6 protein-coding genes are annotated in these 6319 nt (G+C 68.0%); 5 read left to right on the top strand and 1 reads right to left on the bottom strand.

All coding sequences use genetic code 11. From position 1 onward, the window contains the following. Window positions 1–13 precede the first annotated feature (13 nt). Complete coding sequence (gene ppk2 / locus MTBUT4_RS13560) at window positions 14–949, bottom strand: polyphosphate kinase 2 (RefSeq protein ID WP_173980225.1); 936 nt, start codon at window positions 947–949, stop codon at window positions 14–16. Between the two features lie 232 nt (window positions 950–1181). Between ppk2 and MTBUT4_RS13565 the strand changes: the two genes are divergently transcribed. The 5 genes from MTBUT4_RS13565 (at window position 1182) to ahpF (ending at window position 6166) form a co-directional block, all read left to right on the top strand. Further along, window positions 1182–2744: a hybrid sensor histidine kinase/response regulator gene (locus MTBUT4_RS13565; RefSeq protein WP_173980226.1), complete on the top strand. Its 1563-nt coding sequence runs from the start codon at window positions 1182–1184 to the stop codon at window positions 2742–2744. Window positions 2745–2805: 61 nt separating this feature from the next. Continuing rightward, the gene (locus MTBUT4_RS13570) at window positions 2806–3234 is read left to right on the top strand and encodes a hypothetical protein (RefSeq protein WP_173980227.1); all 429 of its coding nucleotides are present in this window, start codon (window positions 2806–2808) and stop codon (window positions 3232–3234) included. 128 nt (window positions 3235–3362) lie between these two features. After that, window positions 3363–3590 carry a hypothetical protein gene (locus MTBUT4_RS13575; protein ID WP_173980228.1) on the top strand — a complete coding sequence of 76 codons (228 nt, stop codon included), beginning with the start codon at window positions 3363–3365 and terminating at the stop codon, window positions 3588–3590. Between the two features lie 332 nt (window positions 3591–3922). Further along, entirely contained in the window at window positions 3923–4486 is a 564-nt protein-coding gene (ahpC, locus tag MTBUT4_RS13580; RefSeq protein WP_173980229.1) for an alkyl hydroperoxide reductase subunit C, read from the top strand. A gap of 105 nt (window positions 4487–4591) precedes the next feature. Further along, window positions 4592–6166 carry an alkyl hydroperoxide reductase subunit F gene (ahpF, locus tag MTBUT4_RS13585; protein WP_173980230.1) on the top strand — a complete coding sequence of 525 codons (1575 nt, stop codon included), beginning with the start codon at window positions 4592–4594 and terminating at the stop codon, window positions 6164–6166. Window positions 6167–6319: the final 153 nt, after the last annotated feature.

Consider the following 6319-nt stretch of genomic DNA (forward strand, 5'->3'; position numbering starts at 1 on the left):
TGCCCCCGACAGCCTAATACTCGTTGGGTACGTACATCTGGGCCGGGATGGGGTGGCGGATGTAGTCCGGGTTGCGCACCCGGTCGGGCAGGGTGATGGTGGGGTGGTGGACCTCGCCATAGGGGATCTGGCCGAGGAAGTGGTGGATGCAGTTCAGGCGGGCCTTCTTCTTGTCGACCGCCTCGACCACCCACCATGGCGCCTCGGGGATGTGGGTGCGGGCCAGCATGTCTTCCTTGGCGCGGGTGTACTGTTCCCAGCGGCGCCGCGATTCCAGGTCCATGGGCGACAGCTTCCACTGCTTGATGGGATCGGTGATGCGCATCTGGAAACGCAGGTGCTGTTCGTCGTCGGTGATGGAGAACCAGTACTTGATGAGGATGATGCCCGAGCGCACCAGCATGCGTTCGAATTCCGGCACCGAGCGGAAGAATTCCTCGACGTCGGCCTCGGTGCAGAAGCCCATCACCCGCTCGACGCCGGCGCGGTTGTACCACGAGCGGTCGAACAGCACGATCTCGCCGCCGGCCGGCAGATAGGGGACGTAGCGCTGGAAGTACCACTGGCTGCGCTCGCGCTCGCTGGGCGCCGGCAGCGCGGCGACGCGGCAGACGCGGGGGTTGAGGCGCTGGGTGATGCGCTTGATGACGCCGCCCTTGCCGGCGGCGTCGCGGCCCTCGAACAGCACCACCACCTTGAGCTTCTGATCGACCACCCAGTCCTGCAGCTTGACCAGTTCGCCCTGCAGCCGGAACAGCTCGCGGAAATAGCTGCGGCGCGCCAGCGTCTCGTGCGACTGGCCCTCGTCGCTGAGATCGTCGAGCATCTGCGCCAGCGAGTGGTCGCCCTCGTCGTTGAGCACCATCTCGTACTCTTCGTCGAAGTCGTCGATCTTCTCGGCAAGCATGCGCTTGGCGTAGGACTCGGGATCGCCTTTGCGGGATGTCATGGAAGCCTCACGGGTGGTTCGGCAACACTTTAAGCCTGCCACCGGCCGATAGGCAAGGAGGGGCGGACGGATGCGCGCCGCGGCCGACGGCCAGAACCGGAGCGGCGCCTCCACGTTTATGACATTTCGCATAATGCGCACATTGGTGGTGCGAGCTATGCTACCATCAGAGGACGAGCGGGGATGGGTGTGCGGCGCCGCTGGCGGGCGTCGTCTTGGCTCGGGGGACGACATGTCGACATTCATCGGGGAGCGGTCGGGGAGCCACCGCTATATCGCGCCGGAATTGGACGACCTGCGCTTCCGCAAGCTGTTCGACGAAACCCGGTCCATGGCCATCCAGGGCTACCTGCCCGATGGCAGGGTGGTCTACTGGAACCGCGCCTCCGAGGACCTCTACGGCTTTTCCGCCGAGGAGGCGCTGGGCGCCAACCTGCTGGACCTGATCATCCCGCCCGAGATGCGTGACGGCGTGCGCGAGGCCATCGCCGAGATGTTCGCCACCGGGCAGGGCATCCCGCCGGGACGGCTGGACCTGCTGCACAAGAGCGGGCGCCGCCTGCCGATCTATTCCAGCCACAGCGTGGTCGAGGTCCCGGGGCATCCGCCGGTGCTGTTCTGCATGGATTCCGACATGAGCGCCCTGACCCGGGCCGAGGCCGAAATCTGGGCCGCCAAGGCCGAGGCCGACCGCGCCAGCCTGGCCAAGTCCAAGTTCCTGGCCGCCGCCAGCCACGATCTGCGCCAGCCGGTGCAGACCCTGCTGCTGGTTCTGGCCAGCGTCGAGCATCAGGTCGCCGGCCAGCCCAAGGCGGCCCAGGCGGTCGAGATGATGAAGACGGCGGTGGACGGGCTGAACGGCCTGCTGACCGGCATCCTCGACATGTCGCGCCTGGACGCCGGCGTGGTGACCCCGCTGATGGAGGGAATCGACCTTGGCGGCCTGGTCGCCCGCCTGGCCGACGAATATTCCGCCGCCGCCCGCGACAAGGGCCTGCGGCTGCGCCGGGTGGCGCGCCCCTTGCGGGTCCGCAGCGATTCCTCGCTGCTGGAACAGGCGCTGCGCAACCTGGTCGAGAACGCCCTGCGCTACACCCCGGCCGGCGGCGTGCTGATCGGAGTGCGCCGGCGCGGCGACCGCGCCGCCATCGAGGTGGTCGACAGCGGCATCGGCATACCCGCCGACAAGCATTCGGAAATCTTCGAGGAATTCCACCAGCTCGACCGCCCCGGCCGCGACCGCGGCCAGGGCCTCGGGCTGGGCCTGGCCATCGTCGCCCGCGTCGCCGGCCTGCTCGGGGCCGAGGTGCGCCTGGCCTCGCAGCCCGGGCGCGGCTCGCGCTTCTCGCTCCTGCTGCCGCTGGACCACGAGCAGCCGCAGGCCGAGGCCGCCCCGCAACCGGTCGCCGACTGCCCCGGCCGCCTGCTGGTGGTCGAGGACGACGATTCGTTGCGCAATTCGCTCGAGATGATGCTGGCCGACTGGGGCTACCGCACCGTCGCCGTGCCTACCGGCGAGGACGCGCTGGCCGTGGCAGCCGCCCTGGACTGGAGCTTCGACGCCCTGCTGCTCGACCACCGCCTGGGCCGCGGCCTGACCGGAACCGCCACCGCCCGGGAAATGCACCGCCAGTCGGGACGCCCCTTCCCCACCCTGGTGCTGACCGGCGACACCGCCAAGGAGCGCATCGCCGAGATTCACGACAGCGGCTTCGCCATGCTGCACAAGCCGATCGCCCCCAAGGTCCTGCGCCTGCGCCTGGCGCAATTGCTGCGCCACCAGGCCCAGGCGTGAACGCCGCGCCCTTGTATCGCCCCCCCCTTGTGCAGGGCGACGGCAGGTGTAGAATCCGACCATGATCGAGGTCCACGCCCAGCAACCCATCGCCGTCGTCAACATCGACCTGGACGAGCGCGCCTTCGTCTTCCCGGCCGGCAAGAGCCTGCTGCAGTTGAAGGTCGTCGCCTTCGAGTCCGGGCTGTCGTTCGAGGGCGTGTTCGCCTTCAACAACGGCAAGGCCCAGCATCACCTGTTCAAGCTCAACGTCGAGGACGCCGTCGACTTCTCGCGCAAGCTGGTGGACGGCGTCTACCGGGCGCAATCGGGCCATCTTTTGTCCGACTACGTCATGGTGTCGCTCAACGTCGTCGCCAACGGCTATGTCTTCCAGATCGGCGACATGACCGATCCCAAGGAAATCTATATCGGCACCGGCTCGATCTGGCGGGTGTGCAAAGGATTGCTGCAGGCCCTGGACCACGTTCGGCCGAAGCAGTCCAACTGAAGCCTTGCCGGCTACATCCTCGGTATGATCGGCCGATCACCCGATGGCGTTTCCCCGATGGCGTTTCCCCGATGCCGACGCTATGCTTTCCTGACCGTTTGACAAGCATAGCGCGGTGAGTTGGGGGAATGCAGACGGGCGACCACAGGTGCATCCACGCCGCCGCCCTCGACGAGGTCGAGGCGGCCATCTTTGCCGGATGCGCGCTCGCCCCGGGCTTCGAGACCCTGTCGCGCGCCGTCGCCTGCGCCCGCTACGGCAATTGCGGCGGCGACTGCCGCATGTCCAAGCGCATCTCCGCCCTGATGGCCCAGCTGTTCAAGCAGAACGTTGCGCTGGGCCGCCTGGCGTCGTAAGGCGGCGCCTTCCGCAGAGTCCCCTCGCCCGCCCGCGGGAGAGGGAGGGGCCCGTCGCGCCAGCGACGGGAGGGAGAGGGCGCGCACCGTCAGGTGCGCCTCGCGACAGCGAAAATCCCTGGTATGTCCAATTCTTGGGCGCGTGGACACGCGCCGCCCTCTCCCCCGCTCGCTGACGCTCGCCCCCTCTCCCGCAGGCGGGCGAGGGGGAAGATCAGCCCCCGGCATTAATCGCCCCTCTCGATTTCTAAATCCGGAATAATCGGTTTCCGCGCTGGATTGCCCCTGCGTAGGATGTGCCCATCGCAATCGCCAACCCGATGGAGCAGCCAATGTCCCTGATCAACACCGAGATCAAGCCCTTCAAGGCCGACGCCTTCAAGAACGGCAAGTTCGTCACCGTCACCGATTCCGACCTCAAGGGCAAGTGGTCCGTGGTGTTCTTCTATCCGGCCGACTTCACCTTCGTGTGCCCGACCGAGCTCGAGGACCTGGCCGACAACTACGCCGAGTTCCAGAAGATGGGCGTCGAGATCTACAGCGTCTCCACCGACACCCATTTCTGCCACAAGGCCTGGCACGACACCTCGCCGGCCATCAAGAAGATCGGCTACACCATGGTCGGCGACCCGACCGGCACCATCTGCCGCAACTTCGAGGTGATGATCGAGGAAGCCGGCCTGGCCGACCGCGGCACCTTCGTGGTCGATCCCAATGGCCGCATCCAGATCGTCGAGGTCACCTCGGGCGGCGTCGGGCGCGACGCCAAGGAACTGCTGCGCAAGGTCAAGGCCGCCCAGTACGTGGCCGCCCATCCCGGCGAGGTCTGCCCCGCCAAGTGGAAGGAAGGCGAGAAGACCCTCGCCCCGTCGCTGGACCTGGTCGGCAAGATCTGACCTGAGACCCCCCCCCGGCCCCCCGGCCCCCGTCGTCCCGCATCCGCGGGGCGGCGGGGTGGGGACGCCCGCCACCCAACCCGCAAACCCAGGGGAGTCACCACCATGTTGGAGCAGAACGTCAAGGACCAGCTGAAGGCCTATTTCGAGCGGATCCAGCATCCGATCGCACTGGTGGCCTCGCTCGACGAGGGCGCGTCGTCGCAGGAGATGCGCGAGCTGCTCGGCGAGATCGCGGCCCTGTCGGACAGCATCACCCTGGTGGAGACCGGCTCGGACGCCCGCAAGCCCTCGTTCGCCGTCACCCGCGCCGATGCCGACGTCTCGGTGCGCTTCGCCGGGCTGCCGCTGGGGCACGAGTTCAACTCGCTGATCCTGGCGCTCCTGCAGGTAGGCGGCCACCCGCCCAAGGAAACGCCCGAGGTGCTGGAGCAGATCCGTTCCCTCGACGGCGAGTTCCACTTCGAGACCTATTTCTCGCTGTCGTGCCAGAACTGCCCCGACGTGGTGCAGGCGCTGAACCTGATGGCGGCGCTCAACCCGAAGATCCGCCACGTCGCCATCGACGGCGCCCTGTTCCAGGACGAGGTCGAGGCACGCCAGGTGATGGCGGTGCCGGCCATCTACCTCAACGGCCAGCCGTTCGGCCAGGGCCGCATGGGTCTGGAGCAGATCCTGGCCCTGCTCGACACCGGCGCCGCCGCCCGCGACGCCGAGCGCATCAAGGCCAAGGACGCCTTCGACGTGCTGGTGGTGGGCGGTGGCCCGGCCGGCGCCGCGGCGGCGGTCTATGCCGCCCGCAAGGGCCTGCGCACCGGCATCGCCGCCGAGCGTTTCGGCGGCCAGGTGCTCGACACCATGGCCATCGAGAACTTCATCTCGGTCCCCCACACCGAGGGGCCGAAGCTGGGCGCGGCGCTGGAGGCCCATGTGCGCGGCTACGACGTCGACATCATGAACCTGCAGAAGGCCGAGGAGCTGATCCCGGCCACCGAGCCCGGCGGGCTGATCCAGGTCCGGCTGGCCGGCGGCGCCACCTTGAAGGCGCGCTCGGTGATCCTGTCCACGGGAGCGCGCTGGCGCACCATGAACGTGCCCGGCGAGAACGACTACCGCAACAAGGGCGTCGCCTTCTGCCCCCATTGCGACGGCCCGCTGTTCAAGGGCAAGCGGGTGGCGGTGATCGGCGGCGGCAATTCCGGCGTTGAGGCGGCCATCGACCTGGCCGGCATCGTCGCCCACGTCACCCTGATCGAGTTCGACGCCAGACTGCGCGCCGATGCGGTGCTGCAGGCCAAGCTGAACAGCCTGCCCAACGTCACCGTCATCGTCTCGGCCCAGACCACGGAGGTGCTGGGCGACGGCGCCAGGGTCACCGGCCTGGCCTACAAGGAGCGCGAGTCGGGCGCGGCGCACCGGGTCGAGCTGGACGGCATCTTCGTGCAGATCGGCCTGGTGCCCAACACCGAATGGCTGAAGGGCACCCTGGCCCTGTCGCCGCGCGGCGAGATCGAGATCGATGCCGCCGGCCGCACCTCGCTGCCCGGCGTTTTCGCCGCCGGCGACGCCACCACGGTGCCCTACAAGCAGATCATCATCGCCATGGGCGATGGCGCCAAGGCCTCGCTCTCGGCCTTCGATCACCTCATCCGCACGGTGCCGGCGGCGGCAGCGGCGTGAGCGGGCGGTCGCCTGGACCGCACCACCCTCACCGTCACCCCCGGGCTTGACCCGGGGGTCCCCGTGGATCCGCCAGAAAACATTCTGAAACAGTGAGTTAGGTGACACCACGCGGATGCCCGGGTCAAGCCCACTTCTGTCCGGTTTAATTCT

Origin of the sequence: Magnetospirillum sp. UT-4 (genome assembly GCF_902729435.1) — a bacterium.
GTDB lineage: Bacteria > Pseudomonadota > Alphaproteobacteria > Rhodospirillales > Magnetospirillaceae > Magnetospirillum.